Here is a 25,606-nt window from a genome sequence, read left to right as displayed (position 1 = left end):
AAATTTCTATTTATCTATAAAGTATTCCGAATTATCTATATGAAATAACATGGTATGTGCAGTTGCATCCAAACCATATTTGTTTGAAGCCCGAACACTTACTGTGTAAATTCCCGGCTCCAGATTTTCTGGGATTGGGAATTTCCATAAATGTTCACTTACCTTTGGTTTTCCAAGCTTAACACTATTTTCGGTAGGAGTGATTTCCATTATTTGAAGCTTATTTAATCTTAAAAAATAAGGGTCAAGATCTTCAGAATATATCATGTCTTGCCATTCCCCCTCACCTATTTTCACTTGTACTTTGGTATCTTTATTACCAGCGTAAATATTGGCGATAATATCCTGGCTATCAATTTCTATAAGTTCTCTTTCAAAATCGAAAGGCGTCCAAATATGCATTTGGCGATTGTCCGGTTCAGAAACCTCATATTTATAAGTCTTTTTATGGTTCTCTAAATTCATCACCCAAAAACCTTTTGGGGTTCCATCTGCCATCATCGCCTGAGGAACACCAAACATATCCTTCTCTCCATGCCACCATGATCCGCAGACTGCACCAGCCACTAACTCTTCCACTGGTCCGTTTGAAATCCAACCATCTTCTTTATCGATAGTTTTAAAAAATTGGGTGTGGGTATGGCCCGCGTATGCAAAAACATTAGGGTGACCTTTAAATAATAGGGAAAATTCTTTTAGGTTGATTAATTCTTCTAACGGAATATGCATTAGTAAATGCACAGCATTTTCTGAAGGAATAGTCTTTAAAAATCCCTTTACAAATTCCATCTGGTCTTCATCAATTAAGGCATCATATCGGTAATAAGGTTTTGGAAACACATTGTTGAGTGTAATGAAACTTTGATTTCCGTATGTAAAAGCATAATATGAGGGCCCAAAATTAGATTCATAAGTCTCATCACGATGCTCTAATTCCTTCGCATCATAATTCCTATCGTGATTTCCATATACATAATAAACTGGTGCTCCAACTTTACCAAGTATTCTCTTTATGGGATCAAATAATCGAAGATTATCATAAGTAATATCACCAAGGGGTACGATAAAATCATATTCTTCACCAAGCATTTTCTCGGCAACCACTTTGCTTAAGTAATAAACTTCATCTATGGTTTTGGTCTGGGTATCTCCCAAAAGAGCAATTTTCAGGGTATCTTCACCTTCGTTCCTGTATAGAGCAAAATTGTAGGGTTTAGGTATTTCTTGTGGTTTTACGCCTGGAAATTTAAAATCTGGGGAGCCTTTTGGTTTGTTGAACGTGTAGTTTAAAGGCACATCATCTTCAGAAAGTTTGGAGATATACCCTGAAGGTTTAATTAGAAATACGGTTTCATCATTATCAACTTTTAGATTATACCTACCTTTATCATCCGTCTGAACTACATCGCGCCCATTCGAAATGGCGACATTCGGAATAGTCGTTTCTCCCTTGTCAAATACTTCATTTTTATTTTCATCTAAATAAACGAAACCGTGAATCTTCTTGTTTTGGGATAAGAGTAGATTTGGGAGTGAAACAAGAAGAATTAAAGTTAAAATGATTTTCATACCTAAGAATATTTTCGATTTTTTTCTAAATATCTCTGTCTAATTTACAAGAATAATAAAAGGCTTAAAGTATGAATGTTATAAAATTTTTCTGGGGCTAAACTTATATAATTAATTTTGTAATTCTATTCTACACTACTTTTATAATATTCAATAAGAAGTCCTCTAAGGAATAATTAAGGTATTGATTTAGTGATGTTTGTTATTTTAATTGCAAATTAATAGGTATGCTAAACAATTTGATTTTAGGAACATATTTTTTTCAAAACATTAAAATATTATACCAATTTTGTTTCTAAAAAATAAAAAAGGGTTTAGAAATTAATCTAAACCCTTTAGTACTCGAGATGGGAATCGAACCCATACTTCCGAAGAAACTGGATTTTGAATCCAGCGTATTTACCACCAAATTCCCATAACCTATATTATAATCAACTGATTAACACATATATAATTTTATATAATGTCAATTGATATCGTTTAAAATCATAATTTGTTGTACCTATGTTGTACCAAAAATGATTATCTTTATATTCTCAATATTTAAGATATGTCATCAAATGCAAAAATAGTACTTCGGAAAAAGCCTAATAAAGAAGGGCATTGTCCTCTTTGTATTCGTATTACAAAAAACCGTCGCTCAAATTATCATTATATAGGTCATAATATTGATCCTAATGATTGGGATGGGAAAAATATTAGAGTTAGAAAATCACACCCTTACTCAGGTAGGTTAAACGGTTTGCTAAGTACTAAACTGTCTGAGGCGAATAAGATGCTAATTGATTTGCAGTCGAGCAAAAAGGATATATCGGCCAATCAAATAAAAGAGAAACTTTATGCTTCTTCCGAATCAGTTACTTTTTTCGAAGTGGCACAAGATTTTCTTGATGATTTAGAAGCAAACGAAAAACTGTCTAGGCTTTCAACAGATAAAGCAAGAATTAATCACGTTTTAAAATTTACCACATCAAAGCAGCTTACCTTTCAAGAAATTGATGAAAATTTTTTAAAGAAATTTAAAACCTACCTCTGTAAAAAACACAACCTAACAGAAAGGTCGATAGTAAATAATCTTATCGTGATTAGAACTATCTATAACAGAGCCATTAAATTGGGTATCGTAGATAGAAAACTTTACCCATTCGGTTCAGATAAAATACGGATTAAGTTCCCTGAAACCGAAAAAATAGGCCTTACCAAAAATGAGGTCATAAAACTTGAATCCGTTGAAAATTTGACCGACCACGAAACTCACGCCCGAAATCTCTGGCTTTTCAGTTTTTACTTCGCTGGCATCCGTGTAGCTGATGTATTAAAAATTCGTTGGAACGACATATTTGATAACAGATTGCATTATCGAATGAACAAGAATTCAAAACTGTTATCCTTAAAAATCCCAGATAAAGTTTTTCCGATTTTGAAAGATTACATAAATGACAAGCAGAACGATGAGGACTTCATATTTCCTGAAATGAAAAAAGCCGATTTAAAAAATGCTAAAGATGTTTACGCTAAAACGAAAACAGCCAATAAGAAATTCAATAAATATTTAGTTACGGTAGCTGAGAAAGCAAAAATTTCAAAAAAAGTAACGATGCACATTGCAAGACATACATTTGGGAATATATCGGAAGATAAAATCCCAATTAATATGCTCCAAAAATTATACAGACATTCTTCGATTACTACCACAATAAATTATCAATCTAACTTTATGCATAGAGATGCAGATAATGCCTTGGATAGCGTCATTAATTTTTGATTTTTGAAAAGGTAAATAATCTTTGCACAACCTGTGCATTCCTTTTTTCTTATCTTTGCAATGTGAAAATTCTAGCTATCATATTGTCATTTTACATTCTAGCGCTCAATGCGCTACCTTGTGATGATATTAATACATATGCGGATAATTTTCAGACAGAAGTGGCGCATAGTGGGGATTCGGACCATAATCAAAGTGCTTTTGATCTATGCCCCCCTTTTTGTACTTGTCACTGCTGTCACGTCCACACCATAGATTTTGGTGCTTCAAGTTTTGAACCTTTAACTCCACTCGTTTCTTCAGAAATCTTCGGTCATTTCGACAATATAGGTCAAGAAACTACATATTCCCTTTTACAGCCCCCAAGAGTTTAATTCAGTTTATTTCGGATAGCTATATCCGTATTTAACCCATTTCTAGGGTTAAATCCCATTTCGTATGATTTTACGCCATCGTAAAATTATCCCGAAAAGTTTAACTGAATTAAATCTAAAATTTCTATGATTAATAAAATCATTTCATTTTCCATCAACAATAAATTTGTTGTTGGGCTTCTGATGGTGGCTCTTATCGGTACCGGTATTTGGTCTATGGCCACAATCAATTTGGGCTCAGTCCCGGACATCACAAACAATCAAGTACAAGTAATAACTACTGCTCCTAATCTTGGGACGGAAGATATAGAACAATTTGTCACCTATCCCGTAGAATTGGCAATGGCGAATCTTCCCGATGTAATCGAACTGCGTTCCGTTTCTCGATTTGGGCTTTCGGTGGTAACCATCGTTTTCGAGGATGAAATAGGAACCTATTTACCAAGACAGTTGGTACAGGAAAAACTGACCGAGGTCAGCTCAGAAATACCTGAAGGTTTTGGCACGCCTTTTATGGCTCCTATAACAACGGGTTTAGGAGAAATTTATCAATATTCTATTAAAGTTAAGGAGGGATATGAGGATCAATATGATCCAATGGAGCTTCGTACTATCCAGGATTGGTTGGTAAAACGCCAAATGGCCTTGGTGCCAGGGGTGGTAGAAGTCAATGCCGCTGGTGGTTATGTAAAGCAGTACGAGGTGGCCATCAATCCCAACAAGCTTAAAAGTTTTGGGATAACAATGGGGCAGGTTTTCGAAGCCCTCAAGATGAACAATGCAAATACCGGTGGAGCTTATATAGAAAAAAACCATCAGGCCAACTTTATTAGAGGGGAAGGACTCGCACGTAGCATAGAAGATCTTGAGAATACCGTGGTAACCACACAAAATGGAAGTCCTGTTCTCATACGAGACGTTGCAGAAAAAGTAGGGTACGGCAATTCTGTCCGTTACGGGGCCTTTACCCAAGACGGTAAAGAAGCAGTAGGTGGACAGATATTAATGTTGAAAGGAGAAAGTCCAAGCAACGTTATCGAAAATGTACAAACTAGAATAGACGAAATTCAAAAGTCCCTTCCGGAAGGTCTTTACATTGAATCTTTTTTAAGCCGGAGCGAACTTATTGGAAGGACTACAAGTACCGTAGAAAAGAATCTTATCGAAGGCTCCTTGATTGTAATATTTGTATTGGTCCTTCTATTGGGAAGTTTACGAGGTGGTTTGATTACGGCATCAGTTATTCCATTGTCCCTTTTGTTCGCCTTTATCCTTATGAAGCAATTTGGCGTATGGGCGAACCTGATGTCCCTTGGAGCGATTGATTTTGGGATTATTGTGGATGGCGCTGTGATTATCGTGGAAGGTATGGTGCTCCATATCCATCAGCGGATGAAAAAATCCAAAGCTGTCGTTGATCAGGCGGAGATGGATGAGATGGCTTATGAATCCGGAAGCACGATGATGAATTCGGCATTCTTTGGTCAATTGATCATACTTATTGTATTTACGCCAATATTATTTTTGACAGGAGTTGAGGGAAAAATGTTTCGCCCAATGGCATTTACATTCGGTTTTGCGGTATTAGGGGCAATCATACTTTGTTTGACCTATGTGCCAATGATTTCAGCTCTTTTCTTAAAACCGATTAAAAATCAGGAACATTGGTTTGCCAGATTTGAAAATGCAATAGATAGGTTTAGTGATAAAATCATTGCTGCGCTGAATAAGGTCTATAGACCCGTATTGTCTTTTGCACTTCGCTTTAAAGCAGGTATTGTTTTGGGTGCAGTGGCATTGTTGGTAGTCGCAGGATTTATTTTTAGCAATATGGGTGGCGAATTTATCCCGAAATTCGATGAGGGCGATATTGCAATGCAAGCCCTTATTAAACCGGGAAGTAGTCTTACCGAATCTATCGAAGCTTCCAAGAAGCTTCAAAATATTATCAAAGAATTCCCAGAGGTAAAAACGATGGTTTCAAGGATAGGAGTTGCAGAAATACCTACCGACCCGATGCCTATGGATATTGCGGATAGTTATATCATACTGGAAAAAGATAAGAGCAAATGGAAAAGTGCGGAGACCAAAGAGGGTCTTATCGAAAAAATCCAAGAAAAAATTGGAGTCATACCTGGTGTTAATTACGTCTTTACTCAACCTGTAGAACTTCGCTTTAACGAACTTTTGACAGGTGTGCGGGAAGATGTTGCCATAAAATTATATGGGGAAGATCTTGAAGTCCTAGCTGATAAGATACAGGAGATCGCTGCCGTAATCAGAACCGTGCCAGGTGCGGCTGACCTTAATGTAGAAGCCACAAGCGGTTTGCCACAAATGACGGTGGTGTACAATCGTGCAAAAATGGCACAGTACGGGGTAACCATTGACAAACTTAATGATTATGTGAGCGCTGCCTTTGCAGGGGAGACCGCAAGTGTGATTTTTGAAGGCGAAAAAAGATTTGACGTGGTCATCCGTCTAGCCAAAGAATTCAGGCAGGATATTAATAGCCTAAAGAATCTATATATCGATCTGCCCAGCGGTAATCAAGTTCCTTTGAAAGAGGTAGCGGATATTAGCTACAAACCAGGGCCTATGCAAATATCGCGGGACAATACCTATCGACGTATCTCCGTGGGTGTCAATGTACGGGGACGCGATGTGAAATCTATGGTAGAGGAGATCCAACTTAAGCTGGATGAACAAGTGAAGCTCCCTCCAGGTTATTATGTGACTTATGGAGGGTCTTTTGAGAACCTGCAAAGGGCGACCGACCGATTGATGATCGTAGTGCCCATTGCGTTGGCACTCATCTTTATCCTGCTGTACTTCGCCCTTGGTTCCTTTTCGCAATCGACCATGATCTATATGGCCGTGCCGCTCGCGGCGATAGGCGGTGTGTTCGCCCTATGGATAAGGGGCATGCCCTTCAGTATCTCGGCGGGGGTAGGTTTTATCGTGCTCTTTGGGGTTGCCGTATTAAATGGCCTCGTCCTCATCAATAAATTCAATGAACTCAAAGAAAGTGGAATGACAAACATTAGAGACCGGATCTATGAAGCGACACACGAGAGGTTGCGCCCTATCCTTTTAACGGCAACTGCTGCTATTATGGGCTTTATCCCTATGGCAGTATCCACCTCTGGTGGTGCAGAAGTACAAAGACCTTTGGCAACGGTAGTTATTGGTGGTTTGCTAACCGCAACCTTACTTACGTTAGTTGTGATTCCTGTTTTATATAATTGGTTGGAAGCCCGCAAAGAACGTAAGGGCAACGGAAACGACCCAAGTTATGTCAATAAAAGCACATCGATTATCGTCGTGCTCTTAAGCCTGGGAGGGTTTTTAACTTCGAATACAGTGAATGCACAGGAAAGTGAAATCGCGCAGACCATTACATTGGAGGAAGCCATTGCCCTGGCCAAGGAAAATTATCCTTCCCTTAAGGAGAGCCAGGCATTCATTGAGCGGGAACGGGCTATGAGAGGCACCAGCTTCGACTTGGGGAATACCCAGATTTTTACGGGGAAGGAAGAAGCGGGCAATGACCTTCCCGGTGTACAGACCACCATTGGTGTGCAACAGGGAAATATTGATTTGCTTTCCGGTTTTTCAAAATCCAGGTTCTACAAAGAACGGGTCGAACTGGGCGAAAAATTCTATGCCGTCAACGAACAACAATTGATCCGTAATGTGATGCAGGCCTATGATCGCATCAATTATAACAAGGCGCAATTGCGTTTTGCGGAACAGTTGGACAGTGTTTATGCCAATTTCAGGACCGCTGCCGAACTGCGCTATGATACCGGGGAAACGGGCAAGCTGGAATTTATTGCCGCCTCTTCAGAATATCAGCAGATCCAAGTCTTAAGGCAGCAAGCCTATGATGACATTGAAATTGCAAAAAGGGCATTGAAACAGTATTTGGGCATAGACCAAGAATTAGAAACGGTTGGTCAGCCCTATGAACCGATAGATTTTTTGGCCAATTTGGATTCGGCTTCTGCTTCCAATAATCCTTTGCTTCAATATGCTATGCAGAATGCGGAAGTAAGCAAAGCCAATATCGGTGTGGAAAAAGCACAGTTCCTACCCAAGTTCAATTTGACCTATGGCCGTCAAGAGGTAGATAATGCCTCAGGATTCTATACCTATCAGGCCGGTGTCAGCATACCGCTTTGGTTCTTTCCGCAGAAATCAAGGGTAAAGGCCGCCAAGGCCGATGCAGTGGTAGCTGAAAATCAATTCCTGGAACAAAAGGCAAGGACCGAAAGCACAGTGTCGCAGCTCATAAAATCGCTGGAAAAGACCCAAAAAACACTTGACTACTATCAGGATGGAGCATTGCTTTTGGCCGAGGAACAAATCACTACGGCAGAACTGGCCTCCAGGGAAGGTGAAATTGATTATGTAAACTATATCACGATACTCAACAGCGCCATCAGGATAAAACAAACCCATTTACAGTTTATAAATCAATTTAACCAGCAGTTCATTGAGCTGCAATACCAACTGGGTAACCTATAATCTAAAAAAAGAATAAGAAATGAAAAATATAGCAATAGTAAGTGTAGCATTAATGGCCTTCTTGATGGTAGGCTGCAACGACAAGCCCGATTCGGAATTGGGCCATAACGAAAATAGCGAAACCTCTGAAAAAATGAAAGAGGACGGTGATGCACACGAAGAAGAAGGTGAACATAATGAAGAAGAAGGCGAAGAAGGCGTTGTGGAACTCACAAAGCAACAGGCCGAGACCATAGGTTTGGAAATGAAACCTTTGGAGGAACGTAATTTGGGGAACAACATTAAAGTAACAGGAACGCTGGCGCTTTTCCCACAGGACAAAGCCAATATTAGTCCATTTGTTGGCGGTAACGTAAGCTCAATTAGGGTTATTCCTGGAGACAACATCAACAAAGGCCAGGTTTTGGCTTATATAGAACACCCGGATATCGTTGCAATGCAACAGGATTATCAGGAAAAAAACGATGAACTGGTATTTTTGAAACAGGATTTCGAACGCAAGCAGACCCTTTATGACAAAGGTGTTTCATCGGGCAAGGAATTCCAGATGGCGCAGTCAAAATTCCGCTCCACCACTTCCAGTGTTAATGGTTTACGTTCCCAATTGAGGTTGTTGGGCATTGACCCGGACAAAGTGGCTGAAGGCCAGATATACTCCGCTATTCCCATAACATCCCCTATAAAAGGATATGTAGATGAAGTTATGATAAGCCTTGGTGATTATGTGGCCCCACAGTCGAAAATGTTTTCAATAAGTGACAATACCAAGATTTATGTAAACTTCAAGGTGTATGAAAAAGATATAAAACAAATCAAGAATGGTCAACAAATCCTTTTTTCGACTACCGCGAGACCAGATGAATTACTAAAAGCGACCGTACGATCTGTAGGACAGACTTTCGAATCAGACCCAAAAGCTATAGAGGTACTTGCAGATATAGAAAACAAAGATAAGGAACTACTGCCTGGAATGTATGTGGAGGGCAGAATAGTACAAGGAGAGAAATCCGGATATGCCGTACCTGAAGAAGCGATAGTAAAGGAAGGCGAACAGTCTTATATTTTCATCTTGGAAGAGGATGGCGAAACGGAAGGGAATACGATGAAATTTAAAAGGATTCCGGTAAGCACAGGCGTAAATGACCTTGGCTTTGTGGAAATCAATATTCCTTCAGAAATGGCCAAAGACCTAAAGATAGTTACCAATGGTGCCTACACCCTTTCCTCTGAAATGGTCAAGGGCGAACTGGAACACGGACATTAATCCAATAACAATCAAAGGTTTTGATCCCGAGTTTGTTTATCGTCTTAATTAGTTAGTTAAAAAACAGGCTCGGTTCAAAATCGATTAATACAAGTTTAAAAATTCATAATATGAAAGAAGTAAAGGCATTTATTAAACCGAACAGGATACAGAGAGTCATCGAAGCTCTCAGTGATAACGGATTTAAAAGTATGACCCTGTCACAGGCTGAAGGTACCGGAGCGTTCAAGGCAAAAGGCGCAAGACCATCACTCGATTTTCACGTAACAAACAGCCCTGTGGTAAAATTGGAACTGGTCTGCCAGAACGAGGAGGCCCAATCGGCAATAGATATCATTCTTGAAAACGGCAAGACCCCGGATCCCGGTGACGGCATCATTTATTTGTCTGACATTGAAGATGCATTCCAGATAAAAACAGGGGAATCCTTAAAACGGTACGACCTATAGAACACTTTGTCGCAAATGGAAAAAATAGTTCAACTTCTGGAAAGCAAAGGGATACGGCCTACGGCTATGCGCTTGATGACTTATAAACGTTTGGCGGAATTAGAGGCAGCCATCAGTCTTGGCGATTTGGAAAAGGATTTTAAAGTCAGTGAAAGAAGCACCCTGTTTAGGACTATGAAAACGTTTGAAGAAAAAGGTATTGTGCACCAAATCGAGGATGGGACAGGAGTTATAAAATACGCCCTTTGCGAAGAAAATTGTGAGTGTGAGGTCGGCAACGACCTTCATTTACACTTTCATTGTAACAATTGTAATGAAACTGTCTGTTTAACAGACCATAAAATCCCTCATATCAACTTACCTGATGGCTATATTACCGAGGATATCAACTTGGTGGTAAAGGGTATCTGCGAAAAATGCAGCGGCAATTTGGATTAAAGGTTTGGTTTTTAAATTCAATTATCATTTATAAATAAAGAGCAATGATAACAATCTATAAAAAAGAGGCTACTGTATATATGGTGGCAGAGAATAAGCTGGATGCCAAGGATTATGAAAACTTGATACCGGTCTTAACAGAACATATAACTACATATCAGGAAGTTTTCTGGTACATTGAAATGCAAAATTTTGAAGGCTGGACGGCAAACGCATATTGGAAGGGAATTGAATTAAACCTTCCGAATGAAAAGCATTTAAAGCGTGTTGCTTTGGTGGGTAGCATTAAATGGCAAGAGCAATTTACCGAGGTATTGCTTCCTTTTTCAGAAGCTCATATAAAATTTTATAAGACCGAAGAAAAAGACGATGCCAAAGAGTGGATAAAAAAATATAGTAAAAGATGAAAAAACTACAAATTAAATTACCAATTATCCTTCCTCAAGTACCCAATGAAAAGGATGCTTGTGTTGAAAGACTTATTAGAGAGCTGGAGGTTAAGAATGGAATTGAAAAAGTACATATCGCCGATGAAAAAGAAGCTGGCACACCACAGCTCTGTTTTCATTATGACCCAGATATCATTTCCATTGACCGCATTCAATCCCTCGCCAAAAGTACTGGTGCCGAGATTACCGAAAAGTACGGGCATTTGCTCATTGAAGTTAAAGGAATCAGACACACAAGGCAGGCTCGTTCCATAGAGAAAAGCCTTTTGGCAATCAATGGAGTTTTGGAAGCTTCCGTTTCAGGCTCTGGAATGGTCCGACTTGAATTTGATAAAAAGCAAACAAATTTTGATGAAATAAGCAAACAAATTGAAAAGGAAGACCTTCAGGTTCAACGCAGTGCTTCAAACGAAAATGATTACACCAAAGCATCCAGAAAAAAACAGGAGCATTCTAAGAAGGAAGATACTAAGAAGCAAACTTCCGTTGAGGGCCACAAACACAAAGAAGGCGAGAGCCATGGTCCCGGGGAAGAGCACTCCCACGCCCACGGTGGGGTTTTTGGCAAAAATACGGAGCTTATTTTTTCCGTTATCTGTGGGGCACTTCTCGGAATAGGTTTCGGGCTTTCCTATGTGGAATCCATCCCGGATTGGATCAGCCTTGGTTTGTATATAGGGGCATATTTCTTTGGGGGATTTTTTACCGCTAAGGAAGCTATTGAAACAGTTTCAAAAGGAGGTTTTGAAATTGACTTCTTGATGTTGGTCGCCGCCATCGGTGCCGCTGTTCTGGGAGAATGGGCAGAAGGTGCACTGTTGTTGTTCTTATTTAGCCTTGGGCACGCCTTGGAACATTATGCGATGGAGAAGGCCCGAAAGTCCATTGCGGCACTGGCAGAGTTGGCACCAAAGACCGCCCTGCTGAAAAAAGATGGCAAGACCGAAGAGGTGGGTATCGAAAAATTGGGTATAGGCGATATTATCGTGGTCAAGCCGAACAGTAAAATATCCGCCGATGGCGTTGTGGTCGATGGTAAAAGCAGTGTAAACCAAGCCCCCATTACAGGGGAAAGTGTACCGGTGGACAAAGTTCCCGTGGAGGATTCTGCCAAGGACTATTCGGAGGATGATGATATAAAGGACGAAAACCGCGTTTTTGCAGGTACGATCAACGGCAACAATACCCTTGAGATAAAGGTGATCAAAGAGGCGAAGGATTCGACCCTGTCCCGACTGGTCAAACTGGTCAACGAGGCGCAGACCCAGAAATCCCCCACGCAGCTTTTGACCGATAAGTTTGAAAAATACTTTGTGCCTTCCGTCTTGATATTGGTTGGTATCCTACTCTTTGCCTTTTTGGTCATTGACGAACCTTTTAGTGCCAGTTTTTACCGTGCAATGGCAGTATTGGTAGCCGCCAGCCCCTGTGCTTTGGCAATATCGACACCGAGTGCTGTGTTGAGTGGTGTGGCACGGGCAGCAAGAGGTGGTGTGCTTATAAAAGGTGGTCGTCCGCTTGAAGATTTAGGCGAATTGACCGCCCTTGCATTTGACAAAACAGGTACGCTTACCGAAGGCAAGCCCAAACTTACTCAGGTAGTTGCTTTAGGTAATTTAAACGAAGAAGATCTTTTAAAAATAGCAGTTGCCGTGGAAAGCCTGAGTGACCATCCCCTGGCAAAAGCAGTGGTTCGTGATGGGAAGGAGATCCTGAAAGGAAAGGAAATACCTGAGGCTTCTAATTTAGAAGCTGTTCTTGGAAAAGGTATCAAAGCTTCCCTGGGTAAGGATAAAATCTATATTGGGAACCTGGACTTGTACGAAGACCTCGATGATGCGAAACCATCCGAAGACATATCCACAAAAGTAAAGGGGCTTGAAAGCGGCGGAAATACCACGATGCTCATAAGAAGGAACAAAGAATATATCGGTATCATCGCCCTGATGGACACCCCACGCGAAGCGGCCAGGGAAACACTGAAAAAATTGAAGGAAATCGGTATCAAGCGGATGATAATGCTAACCGGGGATAATCAAAAAGTGGCCGATGCCGTTGCTAAAGAAATTGGGTTGACCGATGCCTGGGGAAGCCTGTTGCCGGAGGAAAAGGTAGATGCCATTAAAAAATTAAAAGAACAGGAATCCAAAGTCGCAATGGTAGGCGACGGTGTGAACGATGCGCCTGCAATGGCAAACAGCACCGTAGGTATTGCAATGGGTGCAGCGGGCAGTGATGTGGCATTGGAAACTGCGGACATTGCCCTAATGGCCGATAAATTGGAAACCCTGCCCTTTGCCATAGGCTTGAGCAGGAAGGCAAAGGCCATAATCAAGCAGAATCTTTGGGTAAGCCTTGGGGTTGTGGCACTGCTAATACCAGCTACCATTTTGAGCTGGGCAAACATAGGGGTCGCCGTGGCATTTCACGAGGGATCTACTTTGGTAGTCGTGGCCAATGCTCTGCGCCTTCTGGCTTATAAAAAAGATTAGAAAAATTGGGACATAGAAGAACCTGGTTTTTTTAAAGTATATTAAATGACAAAGACGGAAAAAACATTATTGGCTAAAGGGATTCGCCCTACTCAAATGCGGTCGAAGATATACAAGTTTCTGAAAAGGAAGCAAAGTGCCATGTCCTTTTCCGATCTGAAAAAGGCCTTTGTTCAAAAGAGTGAAACCAATAAAACAGCAAATAGAACGACCTTTTACCGCAACCTAAAGATTTTTGAGGATAAAGGACTAATTCATCAGATTAATGATGGGGTCGGAGTGGCAAAATATGCAATTTCTGATGAAAATACCAAAGGTAAATACGGTACAAATTTACATCTGCACTTTCATTGTACCGATTGTAGGAAAACAATCTGTTTACCAAATAAAATATCAGAAGAGAGCTTGCCAGAAGAATATGAAGTGAACGATGTAAACCTGGTGTTAAAAGGAATATGTGAAAAATGTCGGTAAAAATAACAGGTGGGAGTTCCAGAACTCTTAACCCTTGCGCCCAATGGTCAGGTTCAGGCATCTTCCACCTTCTCTAACTTAAAAAAATATTTGAATATGGAAAAATTTGATGTAACTATTATAGGATCTGGCCCGGGCGGGTATGTAGGTGCCATCCGTTGTGCCCAATTAGGTTTAAAAGTGGCCATTATTGAAAGGTACAGCACGTTGGGCGGTACCTGCCTTAACGTGGGCTGTATCCCTTCAAAAGCCTGGTTGGAAGCCTCGGAGCATTACTACAAACTCAAGCATCAATTCGAAAAATTTGGAATTGATGTAAAAGAGGCCAATGTCGATATCCTAAAAATGAACCAAAGGGTTCAGGACGTCGTAAAGGAAATCATCAATGGCGTTGACTATCTGATGAAAAAAAACAAGGTTGCCGTTTATGAAGGCCACGGGACCATCAAGGACAAAAACACGATTGAGATTAAGGGCGAAGATAAAACGGAAACCATAGCAACCGATAAAATCATCATTGCCACAGGGTCCAAACCCGCTTCATTGCCCAATATTAAAATCGACAAAAAGCGCATCATCTCTTCTACCGAAGCCCTTGCCCTACGGGAAATCCCCAAGCATTTAATGGTCGTTGGCGGTGGCGTTATCGGTGTTGAGATAGGTTCTGTATTCGCCCGCTTGGGTTCAAAGGTTTCCATAGTAGAATATTTTGATAGCCTCATCGCCACTATGGATGGTGCACTGGGACATCAATTGCACCGTTCCCTAAGAAAACAGGGAATTGAGTTTTATCTACAGCATAAGGTGACGGATGCAACGGCAACGGACAACAAAGTGGAACTGAAAGCGGAAAACCTTTCCGATAAAGAAGAAATGGGTTTAGATGGCGATTATTGCCTTATGTCCATTGGCCGAAAACCGTACACCGCAAATTTAGGACTTGAAAATATAGGGGTGAAAACCAACGAAAAGGGACAGATAACGGTAGATGAAAACCTAGAAACCAATGTCAAGGGAGTATATGCCATAGGTGATGTAATCCGCGGGGCAATGCTTGCCCATAAAGCCAGTGAAGAAGGCGTTTTTGTAGCCGAAACGATTGTTGGCCAAAAGCCCCACATTAATTATTCGCTCATCCCAAATATCGTGTACACCCAGCCCGAGGTTGCCGGCGTAGGCTTGACCGAAGAAGAATTGAAAAAGGCCAATAAAAATATAAAAATAGGCTCTTTCCCCTATAAGGCAAATGCAAGGGCAAAGATAAGTATGGATACCGATGGTTTTATCAAGGTAATCGCAGATAAGCGGACCGATGAAATATTGGGGGTGCATATGATAGGCCCACGCATTGCAGATAGTTATACCGAAGCGATGGTAGCGATGGAATTTAGGGCATCTGCCGAAGACATTGCAAGGATGTCACACGGGCATCCCACATTTTCCGAGACCTTTAAGGAGGCGTGTCTGGCCGCTACCGATGATAGGGCATTGCATATTTAATGGTAGACTAAAAAATTACTATTTGGCTCTAAAAAGTAGTATTGGATATTGAGCTAATGCATGGCACTGTATGAAATTATGAAAACCAAAAAGGAAAGAAGACACTTAAATAGATGAAAAAAATAATAAGAATATTTAAAAAAGTATTATGGCAGAATTAAAAAAATCTTTGGGTACGCTTCGACTTACCTTTTATGGCGTTGGCACTATTGTGGGTGCTGGAATATATACTGTCATAGGCGCAGCAGCTGGACAAGCGGGCACAGACCTTTGGTTGAGTTTTATTTTCGCTGCAATTGCGGCCAGCGTTTCGGCAATGTCCTATGCAGAGTTGTCCTCTACCTATCCCAATGCAGGTGCGGAGTTTATTTTTGTACGCAAGGCATTTCCGAAAATTGACATACCGTCCTTTCTCACTGGCTGGACGATAGCATTTCACAGTTCTGCCACGATAGCCGCTGTATTGCTGGCCTTTTCAGGATATTTCAACACTTTTTTTAGTGTGCCTTCCTTATTGATAAGTTATGGCGTATTGATAATTCTTTCATTGATAAGCATTACGGGAATCAAGAAATCATCTACTGCCAATATTATAATGGTTAGCATACAACTTTTGGGATTGTTCATTCTTATTGCGGTCGGGCTTGCCGAAACAGGACCGCCGAAGGCAGAATTTTTTAAAGTGGAATCTTTTTCTGGTACTTTGGCAGCTACCGCAACCTTGTTTTTTGTCTATACTGGTTTTGAGCATATGGCTGCATTGGGTTCTGAAGTGAAAAACCCTGGCAAGACCATTCCTCGTGCCTTTCTACTGACAATGGTTTTTACAACCGTTATCTATCTGCTCATAGCTTTTACGGTACTTAACATTGCCGACCCGTCCGAACTGGCAAAAGTAGATTCACCACTTTCACTTGCGGCATCAAATCTCAACAGTTGGTTGCCCGTGACATTGGCGGTCGCAGCACTTTTTGCTACTGCCAATGCGGCTTTTAGCGGTATTATCTCTATCAGCAGGTTGCTGTTTGGAATGGCAAGCGTGGGCGAACTTCCAAAATTTATGACCAAGACCAATGCACAAAAAGTGCCGTGGGTTACTACCATTGTGGTTATGGCTGCAGTTGCGGGTTTTATGCTATTGGGCGATATTAAAATCGTAGCGGGAATGTCGTCATTGGGTGCGTTGCTCGTCTTTGTCGCCGTGAACATTGCCCTTATCGTATTGCGTTTCAAAGAACCAGATAAAGACAGGCCCTTTAAAGTTCCTTTATCTGTTGGGAAAGTTCCGATACTGCCAATTTTGGCTATAATCATTAGCCTCTCTTTGGTCATACAATTTGAATGGAAAGTTTATTCCGCGTTTGTGGGAGCGATTGTAGTAGGTATCTTGCTGGATTATTTTTTGGATAAAAGAGAAAAAAAAGATATAGACCCCGAAAAGGAAAAGGAATTGTTTAACCACTAATATATTTTTTATGGACTGGACATTTGAAGAATTTAGAACAGAGCTTGACGCCCTTAATCCATCGGTAAGAAAAAAGGCAATCGAAATTGCGAAAGACTTAATCGAAAAGGAAGACTTTTCAAAAGAAAAGGCCATCAAAAAAGCAGTTGTAATGGCTGAAGAATGGTTTTACGATTTAGAAGGATAATAATTATTTGCACTTCCATTGCAACTGTTGAACACGTAAACAAAACCAAGAAATTGTGACTATTATGAAAAAAAATAAAACAAATTCAAAAATTATAGGTGAAGAAAGCCAAATGGACAGAAGGAACTTCATCAAGCTTGGCAGTTTAGGTACTACTATTATGATTACTTGGCCACTTTTAAGTTCTTGTAATGGTTTCGCTTCTAAAAATGACAATAAAACAAACCCCGATTTCCAAGCAGATGTCGATATTGAATTAACGGCAAAAGAGGCTAAAATACAATTATTCCCAGGGAGCAAGACTAATGTATGGATGTTCGATGCAAATTTAAAAAGTGGGGATAAAACCGCACTGCAAAAATTTGGCGAGAGTTATTTGGGCCCTGTAATTCGCGTAAAGAAAGGGCAGAAAATAAGAATCCGCTTCAAGAATCAACTGCCCGAGGAAAGTATCGTGCATTGGCACGGAATGCACGTGCCCGAAAAAGATGATGGCCATCCTAAAGATGTAATAGGAAATGGGGAAACCTATATCTATGAATTTGAGATAATGAACCGTGCTGGTACTTATTGGTTCCACCCGCACCCCCACGGACGTACTGGTCCACAAGTTTATAACGGTCTTGCAGGGCTTTTTATAGTTACGGACGATGAGGAACAACAATTGAAGTTACCATCTGGCGAATACGATGTTCCCATAGTCATACAAGACCGTCAGTTCGATGACAATAACCAATTGGTTTACCTAAACCGCGGGCGTATGGATAGAATGAACGGCTTTTTGGGAAACCGTATTCTTATTAATGGAAATCCGGATGGGGAACTTTCCCTTCAAAGCGGATGCGTCTATCGACTGCGTATTCTCAATGGTTCCAATTCACGCTTTTATAAGTTGGCGTGGGAAGATGGCAGCCCCCTTGTTATTATAGGCAAGGATGGAAGCTTGCTGGACAGCCCCACATCAAAACCCTATGTAATATTAGGTGTTGCAGAACGAATGGATGTATGGCTTGATTTGAGCAATAAACCTCAAGGTTCCCAAATGATTATGAAGAGTTTGTCCTTCTCGCCTGGAATGATGGGAATGATGGGCGGGATGATGGGTAGAGGTCAAAACAACCTTCCTTTAGGTAGTGAATATCAAATATTAAAAATCAGATTGGACAACGAAGGCAGCAACCGTTTTACGCTTCCACAAAAACTGGCCGTGTTCAATAAACTTGACCCTGCCAACGCCATAAATAGAAGCAACCCAAGGAAGTTCAGTTTCTTTATGAGACGAATGCAATGGACAATTAATGGACGAACCTGGGAAATGACTGGGGTTACTGATGAGGAATCCGTAAAACTCAATACTACGGAAATATGGGAATTGGTAAACAGTGGTGGAGGAATGATGGGAGGCAATGGAGATGATGATGAAGGAATGATGGGGAATCGCGGTATGATGGGAAAACGTGGGATGATGAAAGATGGCGGTATGATGAAAAATATGATGCAAATGCCGCATCCCATTCACTTGCATCAGGTACAGTTCAATATTTTAGAAAGGGATGTTTCTGCGGTTGACAGCAAAATTTGGAATTCTGTCAAAGATGGATTTATTGATGGAGGTTGGCAGGATACGGTATTATTAATGCCAGGTATGAGGATGAAATTGATTATGCGGTTTGAAGACTTCAAAGGACTTTTTTTATATCACTGTCATAATCTCGAACACGAAGATATGGGAATGATGAGAAATTATAAAATCAGTTAATCACTTAAATTATAAAATTATGATGGATAATATGAACACGGATGGTTTCTGCTGGATGTGTGCTGCTATGTGGCTTGGCGGAATTTTGCTGATTGTTGGATTTATTTGGCTGGTAATTTGGCTAATAAAAAGAATGAAAAACCCAAAATAAGATGGAATCTTTTATTAATGGTAATTAATTAAAAACTATATAAAATGTTACGGATAATCGAATTAACAAATAAAAATACCATTGCTACAAAAGCTTCAGGCAAATTGAGAAAAGAAGATATAGAAAAAATCCACCCACTTATCCACGCCATACTGGACAAGGGGATGAAGGTTCGTTGGTATTTTGAGATGGAAAACTTTACGGGTTGGGACTTGCCTGGTTTATGGAAAGACCTGAAAATGGACACGGCCCACGCCAAGGACTATGAAAAAATAGCAATGGTAGGAGATAAAAAATGGCAGGAATGGATAGCCCAATTTATGAAGCCTTTTACGAACGCCGAAATTAAGTACTTCAATTTAGACGAAAAGGAAGATGCCAAAAGTTGGATTGAGAGCCAGTAAGCTAACTTCCGTAAAAGATAGACTATGAATAAAAAAAACATTTTTATTACCATCCTAATTGGTTTTGCCATAGGTATTTTTATCCTTCAACCTTTTGGAATAACAATTTTCACGTTTAGCAGCCAGAATTATGAAATTAATTGGTGGGAATATTTAATAAATAATTTCATTGAAATTTTGAATATCAATGGGAATCAAATTTTTGAGAATATTCTTTTCGGATTATTAGGTGCCACTGTTGCGCTGATGTATTATTTCGGTAAAAGAGAAAAGAATATAGATAATAAGTAGTGGTAAGTGGTTATGTGAAGGAGTGAAATTTTTTATTTAAAATAAATTAAGTGAAAACTTAATTAATAGCAGGCAGCTTTTATGATGCTTCTTATAGCAAAATGATTAATAATAGCATTAAAAGAAAAAGTAGAAGCTGCTTTTTTTTAATTATACAATTAAAAATGGATATTATGAATTTTAAACATTGTTTTTTAATAATCTTGTTGGTTAGTTATTATAAGGTAAACGCCCAAAAAGTTTATACAACTGAAGAAGGTCATATTATGATGATGACTTTGGTTGACGATAAACCCGTCAAGGCAGAAAGCCATAAATTGGCACTATATCTTGATTATGATTCCAAAGTGGTGAATGGTGTCCTCGACCTTAAGACTTTATCAACAGATATTTCTGAAATCAATACCATTATACAACAGGGGGGAACCCCTTTATTGCTTCGGTTTACTGGCACTATTCCATCACAGGATTTTTTATCAAAACGGCACGACCCTATCAACTTTAATTGGCTGATAGATGTTACTTATCAAGGAAAATCCTTTAAATCACAATTTAAAGCAACCATTACCCATATAGAACAAGGGGTAAGTATGTCCTGCCTGATAAGTGCAACCGGACAATTATTGGTTTCAAATACTGGTTTGGATTCCTTAATAGAGGGTATCGATGACACCATAGAGGTGCAGTTTGCCCAAATGGTATTGAGATTGGAATAACTGTGAATTAAAATAAAATTATTATCAAACTAATGAAAAAAAAGAAAGTCAATTTAAGAGATTTGAATAAAACTTCTTCAGATACTCACAAGCGCAATGATGGCCACAACCATAGCAGTCCGGAAAGTATAGGGAAATTTAAAGTTTATGTACCAGCAATTTTCAGCTTTGTAATGCTGATTATTGGCATTGCGATGGATTATTTTGATGTAGCATTCTTTAAAAATTGGATACGTATCGTCTGGTATGCAGTGGCATACCTTCCTGTAGGTTTTCCTGTGATAAAGGAAGGTTGGAAAAGCATCAAAAATGGCGATTTTTTTACCGAGTTTTTATTGATGTCTATCGCAACTATAGGTGCATTCGCCATTGGCGAATATCCCGAAGGTGTGGCAGTAATGTTATTTTATGCGGTAGGCGAATTGTTCCAAAGTGCCGCGGTTAAAAGAGCCAAGGGAAGCATCAAGGCATTACTGGATGTAAGACCTAATGAAGCCTTGGTCTATAGGAACAACAATTATGTTTCTGTAAACCCCGAAACCGTTGCCATTGGCGAAAAAGTACAAGTCCGTGTGGGCGAAAAAATCCCTTTGGATGGTATTTTACTTTCTGAAAAAGGCTCGTTCAATACAGCAGCTTTAACGGGCGAAAGCAAACCCGATACCATTGCAAAAGGCGAAAAAGTATTTGCGGGAAGTATCAACCTTGATGGCGTTATTGAAATTGAAACTACCAAGGAATTTAAGGACAGTTCCATTGCTCGAATTCTCGAAATGGTTCAGAATGCCACCGCACGTAAATCAAAAACTGAATTATTTATCAGAAGGTTTGCAAGAATTTATACGCCTATTGTGGTGTTCTTGGCAATTGCGCTAACATTCGTTCCCTATTTTTTTGTTGTGGATTATGTGTTTAGTGATTGGCTTTACAGGGCATTGATATTCTTGGTTATTTCCTGTCCTTGTGCATTGGTTATCTCTATTCCGTTGGGTTATTTCGGTGGATTGGGAGCAGCTTCAAAAAATGGAATTCTCTTTAAGGGAGCTTCCTTTTTGGACGAAATGACAAAGATAACCACAGTGGTAATGGATAAAACCGGAACCGTGACCAAAGGTGTTTTCAAAATCAAGGAAATAAAAGCCATTGATTGGGAAGAAGCGGAATTTATGAAATACCTAATGGCGATGGAAGAACAATCCACCCATCCCATTGCCAAGGCAATTATGGAATATAAAGCCGATGGCGAAGATTTTCAGGCAACCGAAGTAACAGAAGTTGCAGGAAAAGGATTAAAGGGAACGGTAAATGGCAAAACGGTTTTGGTAGGTAACAAAGCGCTGATGACTTCAAATAATATCACAGTTCCTACCGAAACAGACAACATTGTTGAATCCATTGTAATGGTTTCCATTGAAAGCAAATTTGCTGGCTACGTCATCATTGCAGATGAATTAAAAGAAGATGCCCACGAAGCCATCAGACAAATTCGGGAATCAGGAATTTCTAAAATCATAATGCTTTCAGGCGACAAGGATTCCATAACCCAACAAATTGCAAAAGAAATGGGTATTCATACTGCAAAGGGAGGCTTACTTCCTGAAGACAAGCTGGATGAAGTTGAAAAACTCAAAAAGCAGCCCGATACTAAAGTTGCCTTTATTGGTGATGGTATCAACGATGCGCCCGTGTTGGCGGCAAGTGATGTGGGTATTGCCATGGGTGGTTTGGGCAGCGATGTTGCTATTGAGACCGCAGATGTTATTATTCAGACGGACCAGCCTTCAAAAATTGCCCGCGCCATTAAAATAGGCCGCTCCACCAGACGTATCGTTTGGCAGAATATCGGTTTGGCATTTGGGGTAAAAATCATAGTCCTTATCTTAGGTGCAGGTGGCCTGGCCACCATGTGGGAAGCTGTTTTTGCCGATGTTGGGGTTGCTTTGCTGGCAATATTGAACGCGGTACGCTTACAGAAGATGAAGTGGAAATAATTTAAAATTTGAAGAAGCAGAAAAATGAAAAAATGTCTCAAAATCGAAGAAAGAGAAGGCAGAGAAAAAAGAATGAAAAACCAGTAAAAAGTACCGTGACCAAAAGAGATAAGTTATATGGAATCCTTGCACTTGCCGGAATTTTTGTTGCAGTTCTTATTATTTATTTTTTCGAAACTATTTTCTACTTTTTTTATCTTCTTTTTTATGGTAATTAAATATGGAGATAACGAAATGGACTAACATCACTCAATCTGTCTGTAACTAAAATGAAAAACACCTTGTATTAATTAGATTAAATAACAATAAAAAATACTGTAATATGAAAACTATAACAATAATAATACCGATTGATTTTACTGAAGTTTCAAGAAACACTGTAAAATATGTATTAGCTCTGGCGAAGAAACTGCGAACCAAAATTGTTTTCGTTCACGCCTATACAGTGGCATATCCATCGAGTACGCCCATAGGAATGGGAACTATGGCAGTTCCAATTTCGGAAAACCAAGAATCCCAAGAAAAATTAAATGAAAGTAAGCTTCAAGAATTTATTGATAGTTTTCCTGAACTCACATCCATAGATTACAAAAGTTACGTTGGTTTTGGCACTACCGTAGATGTCATTTGCCAAACCGCAAAAGATGAAAATGCAAATCTAATAGTAATGGGCACGAAAGGCGCAGACTCATCAATTGAAGAGTTTTTTGTAGGTACGGTAAGCGAAAAAGTTACCCGAAATGCCCCTTGTTCGGTATTAGTTGTTCCAGAGAGCATAAAATTCACTACCATAAGTCATTTGGGTTTAGCATTGGATGAGGATAGTCTGGAGAATGATGTTGATTTAGACCTTTTGGACAAGTTGCTGGAAACATTCAATGCCAATTTGCACCTTGTCCAAATCACGAATGAAAATGATGCTGCCTTAAATGAAAATGAGGTGCGTACCAATTATAAAAACTTCTTGGGCCAAAAAGAATTCACTTTCAACATTTTTCAAAACGAAGACCCTGAAAAAGGGATTAACAAGTTTCTTAGTGAAAAGCCGATTGATGTACTGGCACTTTTCTATAGGGAACACAAATTTTTTGAGCGATTGTTTGAGAAGGGGCTAAGAAAGAAATTAGTTTTTGGTTCCAATATTCCTTTGCTTGTTCTTAAATAATATATTGTCACATATCCTGTTAAAGGGGGGATAAAATCTAGCCGCAAAACTAATATGATTAAGGATATAACTCTATGTGAGAAGACTTTTTTTTGAAAATGTGTGTTTGGAATTGCTTGCGATATTCAAGGCAGTTGGGTCAAAGAAAATATAGTGAAAATAATCCAGTGGGATGTATCAGAAAAGTAATCATAGCAAAAACAAAAAAATTCGAAAATCATCGAATACCGAAATCACAAAAAGAGATAAGGTCAAGGGTATTATTATGATAATCCTTATGGTAATGGCCGCATTTCTGCTATACTTTTTTGCGCTAAAAGGGAATATCCATAAGAATTGAATTTTTTAAAGATAGTTTTACATTGTAAGATTAAATAGCTATTTTCACGAAGTTTTTCAGGTAAAATTTTTGAAGCCATTTAGGAATATACTGTTTTTTACAGCAGCCTTCATTATGCTGGGCCACGATATCGTGCCTCATACTGACATATCTAAGGGTGATAATATTTCATTTTCTTCCAATTCAACATCAGGTTCTGAACAAATAGCCAACAAACATTCAGAGCTAGGTCATATATTTGAGCACTTTCAGCACTCTTATAGTAATAGTACTTTAAAATATATATCTGGAAATATTAACAACTTCAATTTTAAGAACAAAATCCTCCAAGATGCTGTCTTAATAGTTGACATAGACGACCAATTTACTTGGCACACAAACTTTGAAAAGCAGCGCTTTCGGGATTATCCCATAATACCATATTTTTCAACATTATCCTCCCATACCCTTCGTGGACCTCCTTCTTGTTAGTTTATTAAAGTGATATTATCAAGGCATTCATTGACCTTAATACTACTATATCACGATTTGGTTATGCAAAAGTCTTTTAGCATAACTATTCCCATTTATCATTTTTAGCATACTAAGACTTATGCTTACCTGAAATAATAATACCTAACACAATGTCACAAAACCGCAGAGAAAAAAGAAAACTAGAGAGAAACAAAAAAGAATCGGAGATAGAAATTAGAAAAAAATACAAAGCTTTAAAAATTTTCTTTATTGTTGCAGTTGTAATTTTTGTACTTCTATTGTTCATTTTAGTCTTGTACAGCAATATGTTTATTGTTGATCATACCCATTGAGAATTTTGTTATACAGAATTAATTAATTACTTTCGCAACTAATTTTGGATTAAGTACACCTTGAAGTTATTTAGAAATATATTGTTCTTTACAGCAGCCTTCATTATGGTAGGTCACGATATCGTGCCTCATACTGATGCAACTACTGGTGAGAATATTTCTATTTCTACTGTTTCAACAACAGGCTCTGATCAAATTGCTCACGAACATTCAGAACTAGGTCATATTTTCGAGCACTTCCAGCATTCTTCTAATGAAAGGACTTTAAAATATGTAACAGGAGCTGTTAAAACCCTAAATGTTAAGACGAAAATTCTCCAAAATGCTGCCTCAATAATTGAAGTAGATAATCAATTTATTTGGCACACAAACTTTGAAAAGCAGCGCTTTCGGGATTATCCTATAATTCCATATTTTTCAACATTATCCTCCCATACCCTCCGGGGACCTCCTTCTTGTTAATTTCAAAGTGATATATACACTCAAGCTTATTGGAGCTTGATTCTACTTATATCACAAATTAGTTATGCAATATTCTTTTGTCATAGCTTCCATTAATCATCTTTAGTTTAAAAACCATAGTCTTTTTGAAAAATGTCTATGAAGTCAGCTCCTGGTGTTTCATATTTTCGTTTTCCATCATAAAATTCTTCTACTATAATGTTAGATAAAATCATTCAATTTTCGATTAACAACAAACTTGTTGTCGGAATATTAACCTTGTTCCTTATAGGCTGGGGAGTCTATTCCCTAACAAAACTGCCCATAGATGCCGTACCCGATATTACAGATAATCAGGTAATGGTCATAACCGTTTCCCCTACCCTTGCAGCTCAGGAGGTAGAACAACTTGTAACATTTCCCGTTGAACAAACAATGGTAAGCATACCTGGGATAAAGGATATGCGATCTTTTTCTCGTTTTGGGCTTTCCATTGTGACCATAGTATTTGAAGAAGATACTGATCTCTATTGGGCTCGACAGCAAGTTCAAGAACGCTTGTCATTGGCAGCAAAAGATATACCTG

At 39.2% G+C, this 25,606-nt stretch carries 22 protein-coding genes; 21 read left to right on the top strand and 1 reads right to left on the bottom strand.

Annotated features, from left to right (window positions below; genetic code table 11):
- Positions 1-6: 6 nt before the first annotated feature.
- Positions 7-1,569 (bottom strand): calcineurin-like phosphoesterase family protein, encoded by a 1,563-nt coding sequence (locus DHD80_RS19010; RefSeq protein ID WP_251743053.1) that lies wholly within the window; start codon positions 1,567-1,569, stop codon positions 7-9.
- Between the two features lie 550 nt (positions 1,570-2,119).
- Here DHD80_RS19010 and DHD80_RS19005 point away from each other — a divergent pair.
- The 21 genes from DHD80_RS19005 to DHD80_RS18915 all read left to right on the top strand — a co-directional run.
- Positions 2,120-3,334 (top strand): site-specific integrase, encoded by a 1,215-nt coding sequence (locus tag DHD80_RS19005; protein WP_251743052.1) that lies wholly within the window; start codon positions 2,120-2,122, stop codon positions 3,332-3,334.
- A 62-nt stretch (positions 3,335-3,396) separates the two neighbouring features.
- Positions 3,397-3,708 carry a DUF6660 family protein gene (locus tag DHD80_RS20030; protein WP_347709988.1) on the top strand — a complete coding sequence of 104 codons (312 nt, stop codon included), beginning with the start codon at positions 3,397-3,399 and terminating at the stop codon, positions 3,706-3,708.
- A 126-nt stretch (positions 3,709-3,834) separates the two neighbouring features.
- Positions 3,835-8,238 carry a CusA/CzcA family heavy metal efflux RND transporter gene (locus DHD80_RS19000; RefSeq protein ID WP_251743051.1) on the top strand — a complete coding sequence of 1,468 codons (4,404 nt, stop codon included), beginning with the start codon at positions 3,835-3,837 and terminating at the stop codon, positions 8,236-8,238.
- A gap of 19 nt (positions 8,239-8,257) precedes the next feature.
- Positions 8,258-9,502: an efflux RND transporter periplasmic adaptor subunit gene (locus tag DHD80_RS18995; RefSeq protein WP_251743050.1), complete on the top strand. Its 1,245-nt coding sequence runs from the start codon at positions 8,258-8,260 to the stop codon at positions 9,500-9,502.
- Positions 9,503-9,612: 110 nt separating this feature from the next.
- Positions 9,613-9,951: a P-II family nitrogen regulator gene (locus tag DHD80_RS18990; protein WP_251743049.1), complete on the top strand. Its 339-nt coding sequence runs from the start codon at positions 9,613-9,615 to the stop codon at positions 9,949-9,951.
- A 15-nt stretch (positions 9,952-9,966) separates the two neighbouring features.
- Complete coding sequence (locus tag DHD80_RS18985) at positions 9,967-10,389, top strand: transcriptional repressor (protein ID WP_251743048.1); 423 nt, start codon at positions 9,967-9,969, stop codon at positions 10,387-10,389.
- 44 nt (positions 10,390-10,433) lie between these two features.
- Positions 10,434-10,796 carry an STAS/SEC14 domain-containing protein gene (locus tag DHD80_RS18980; protein ID WP_251743047.1) on the top strand — a complete coding sequence of 121 codons (363 nt, stop codon included), beginning with the start codon at positions 10,434-10,436 and terminating at the stop codon, positions 10,794-10,796.
- Complete coding sequence (locus DHD80_RS18975; RefSeq protein ID WP_251743046.1) at positions 10,793-13,330, top strand: heavy metal translocating P-type ATPase; 2,538 nt, start codon at positions 10,793-10,795, stop codon at positions 13,328-13,330. Before DHD80_RS18980 ends, DHD80_RS18975 begins: the two co-directional genes overlap by 4 nt.
- A gap of 45 nt (positions 13,331-13,375) precedes the next feature.
- Positions 13,376-13,804, top strand: a complete 429-nt coding sequence (locus DHD80_RS18970; protein WP_251743045.1) for a transcriptional repressor — start codon at positions 13,376-13,378, stop codon at positions 13,802-13,804.
- A gap of 96 nt (positions 13,805-13,900) precedes the next feature.
- Entirely contained in the window at positions 13,901-15,304 is a 1,404-nt protein-coding gene (lpdA, locus tag DHD80_RS18965; RefSeq protein WP_251743060.1) for a dihydrolipoyl dehydrogenase, read from the top strand.
- A 148-nt stretch (positions 15,305-15,452) separates the two neighbouring features.
- Positions 15,453-16,769, top strand: coding sequence for an amino acid permease (locus DHD80_RS18960; RefSeq protein ID WP_251743044.1), 1,317 nt, complete (start codon positions 15,453-15,455; stop codon positions 16,767-16,769).
- Between the two features lie 10 nt (positions 16,770-16,779).
- Complete coding sequence (locus tag DHD80_RS18955) at positions 16,780-16,956, top strand: hypothetical protein (RefSeq protein ID WP_251743043.1); 177 nt, start codon at positions 16,780-16,782, stop codon at positions 16,954-16,956.
- Positions 16,957-17,020: 64 nt separating this feature from the next.
- The gene (locus DHD80_RS18950) at positions 17,021-18,715 is read left to right on the top strand and encodes a multicopper oxidase domain-containing protein (RefSeq protein WP_251743042.1); all 1,695 of its coding nucleotides are present in this window, start codon (positions 17,021-17,023) and stop codon (positions 18,713-18,715) included.
- A 19-nt stretch (positions 18,716-18,734) separates the two neighbouring features.
- Positions 18,735-18,866 (top strand): hypothetical protein, encoded by a 132-nt coding sequence (locus DHD80_RS19945; protein ID WP_279347073.1) that lies wholly within the window; start codon positions 18,735-18,737, stop codon positions 18,864-18,866.
- Positions 18,867-18,910: 44 nt separating this feature from the next.
- Entirely contained in the window at positions 18,911-19,270 is a 360-nt protein-coding gene (locus tag DHD80_RS18945) for an STAS/SEC14 domain-containing protein (protein ID WP_251743041.1), read from the top strand.
- Positions 19,271-19,294: 24 nt separating this feature from the next.
- Positions 19,295-19,561 carry a hypothetical protein gene (locus DHD80_RS18940; RefSeq protein WP_251743040.1) on the top strand — a complete coding sequence of 89 codons (267 nt, stop codon included), beginning with the start codon at positions 19,295-19,297 and terminating at the stop codon, positions 19,559-19,561.
- A gap of 173 nt (positions 19,562-19,734) precedes the next feature.
- Positions 19,735-20,277, top strand: coding sequence for a hypothetical protein (locus tag DHD80_RS18935; RefSeq protein ID WP_251743039.1), 543 nt, complete (start codon positions 19,735-19,737; stop codon positions 20,275-20,277).
- 32 nt (positions 20,278-20,309) lie between these two features.
- A complete protein-coding gene (locus DHD80_RS18930; RefSeq protein WP_251743038.1) occupies positions 20,310-22,268 on the top strand; it encodes a heavy metal translocating P-type ATPase in 1,959 nt (652 codons plus the stop codon).
- 322 nt (positions 22,269-22,590) lie between these two features.
- On the top strand, positions 22,591-23,433 hold the full coding sequence (locus DHD80_RS18925) for a universal stress protein (protein WP_251743037.1): 843 nt from the start codon (positions 22,591-22,593) through the stop codon (positions 23,431-23,433).
- Between the two features lie 1,206 nt (positions 23,434-24,639).
- On the top strand, positions 24,640-25,041 hold the full coding sequence (locus DHD80_RS18920; protein ID WP_251743036.1) for a hypothetical protein: 402 nt from the start codon (positions 24,640-24,642) through the stop codon (positions 25,039-25,041).
- A gap of 198 nt (positions 25,042-25,239) precedes the next feature.
- Positions 25,240-25,606: efflux RND transporter permease subunit (locus DHD80_RS18915; protein WP_251743035.1), on the top strand; the 367-nt coding region annotated here is incomplete at its 3' end.

The sequence above is a fragment of the Gramella sp. AN32 genome, from assembly GCF_023718305.1.
Lineage (GTDB): Bacteria > Bacteroidota > Bacteroidia > Flavobacteriales > Flavobacteriaceae > Christiangramia > Christiangramia antarctica.
Note: the sequence above shows the minus strand (reverse complement) of the source record. Positions and strands in the feature narration are given on the sequence as shown.

Excerpts from the sequence above, each read along its gene's own strand:
- DHD80_RS19010 (WP_251743053.1), bottom strand. The coding sequence starts at position 1,569 with ATGAAAATCATTTTAACTTTAATTCTTCTTGTTTCACTCCCAAATCTA.
- DHD80_RS19005 (WP_251743052.1), top strand. The coding sequence starts at position 2,120 with ATGTCATCAAATGCAAAAATAGTACTTCGGAAAAAGCCTAATAAAGAA.
- DHD80_RS19000 (WP_251743051.1), top strand. The coding sequence starts at position 3,835 with ATGATTAATAAAATCATTTCATTTTCCATCAACAATAAATTTGTTGTT.
- DHD80_RS18995 (WP_251743050.1), top strand. The coding sequence starts at position 8,258 with ATGAAAAATATAGCAATAGTAAGTGTAGCATTAATGGCCTTCTTGATG.
- DHD80_RS18990 (WP_251743049.1), top strand. The coding sequence starts at position 9,613 with ATGAAAGAAGTAAAGGCATTTATTAAACCGAACAGGATACAGAGAGTC.
- DHD80_RS18985 (WP_251743048.1), top strand. The coding sequence starts at position 9,967 with ATGGAAAAAATAGTTCAACTTCTGGAAAGCAAAGGGATACGGCCTACG.
- DHD80_RS18980 (WP_251743047.1), top strand. The coding sequence starts at position 10,434 with ATGATAACAATCTATAAAAAAGAGGCTACTGTATATATGGTGGCAGAG.
- DHD80_RS18975 (WP_251743046.1), top strand. The coding sequence starts at position 10,793 with ATGAAAAAACTACAAATTAAATTACCAATTATCCTTCCTCAAGTACCC.
- DHD80_RS18970 (WP_251743045.1), top strand. The coding sequence starts at position 13,376 with ATGACAAAGACGGAAAAAACATTATTGGCTAAAGGGATTCGCCCTACT.
- lpdA (WP_251743060.1), top strand. The coding sequence starts at position 13,901 with ATGGAAAAATTTGATGTAACTATTATAGGATCTGGCCCGGGCGGGTAT.
- DHD80_RS18960 (WP_251743044.1), top strand. The coding sequence starts at position 15,453 with ATGGCAGAATTAAAAAAATCTTTGGGTACGCTTCGACTTACCTTTTAT.
- DHD80_RS18955 (WP_251743043.1), top strand. The coding sequence starts at position 16,780 with ATGGACTGGACATTTGAAGAATTTAGAACAGAGCTTGACGCCCTTAAT.
- DHD80_RS18950 (WP_251743042.1), top strand. The coding sequence starts at position 17,021 with ATGAAAAAAAATAAAACAAATTCAAAAATTATAGGTGAAGAAAGCCAA.
- DHD80_RS19945 (WP_279347073.1), top strand. The coding sequence starts at position 18,735 with ATGATGGATAATATGAACACGGATGGTTTCTGCTGGATGTGTGCTGCT.
- DHD80_RS18945 (WP_251743041.1), top strand. The coding sequence starts at position 18,911 with ATGTTACGGATAATCGAATTAACAAATAAAAATACCATTGCTACAAAA.
- DHD80_RS18940 (WP_251743040.1), top strand. The coding sequence starts at position 19,295 with ATGAATAAAAAAAACATTTTTATTACCATCCTAATTGGTTTTGCCATA.
- DHD80_RS18935 (WP_251743039.1), top strand. The coding sequence starts at position 19,735 with ATGAATTTTAAACATTGTTTTTTAATAATCTTGTTGGTTAGTTATTAT.
- DHD80_RS18930 (WP_251743038.1), top strand. The coding sequence starts at position 20,310 with ATGAAAAAAAAGAAAGTCAATTTAAGAGATTTGAATAAAACTTCTTCA.
- DHD80_RS18925 (WP_251743037.1), top strand. The coding sequence starts at position 22,591 with ATGAAAACTATAACAATAATAATACCGATTGATTTTACTGAAGTTTCA.